Origin of the sequence: Bacteroides sp. 224, assembly GCF_010500995.1 — a bacterium.
Taxonomy (GTDB): domain Bacteria; phylum Bacteroidota; class Bacteroidia; order Bacteroidales; family Bacteroidaceae; genus Bacteroides.
Genome location: NZ_QVMK01000009.1, coordinates 1 through 568, shown reverse-complemented (window position 1 = coordinate 568; position 568 = coordinate 1). Strand labels below are relative to the sequence as shown.

Genomic DNA, 568 nt, shown 5'->3' with positions numbered 1-568 from the left:
TGCAGCTTATTATTTAAACTGCTCTTTTCCGCGTATGTTCTCATGTTCGCCAGGAGAGAAAAGGTCGGGCTGTGAGGCGGATACCCCGGCGCACTTGCTTTCTACGAGTGAGCGTATGAAGCCATAGTTGCATCGTCCGTACTTCAAAGCTGTCTGACAGGCTATTCGAAAGATAGTCGGATCACTGCTGCGTTGCAGTTGCAGCAATCCTTCACATGCTCTGTAATGTACTTCAGGTGGCATATTCGAGTTGTAAAAAATGTGGTGTACTACATCACCAAGCTCCTTTAGAACGTGACTAGCACGCTCTATATACTTGCCTGCACTTATCTGGCGATATGCCTTTGAATGACTCTCCAGATGCTCCTCTACGATAGTATATTTGCCCTGTCTATAGTCTCTTCTATGTGTGGCAACAAGCTCTCCTTCGATGTAGATTTTCACCAAAGTACGGGTATATGCAACATGCGCTGTCTTTGCGATGTGCTGGCATGGTACCGTATAGTAATGCTTATCTCTACCAAGGTATATACAGCAATTAGATGATACCTTTAAATCCGTATACGAG

At 44.9% G+C, this 568-nt stretch carries 1 protein-coding gene; it reads right to left on the bottom strand.

Going from position 1 to position 568, the window contains the following annotated elements; translation table 11 throughout:
* Nucleotides 1-9 precede the first annotated feature (9 nt).
* On the bottom strand, nucleotides 10-568 hold a 559-nt coding region (locus D0T60_RS06135; RefSeq protein ID WP_407925790.1), incomplete at its 5' end, for a Mu transposase domain-containing protein.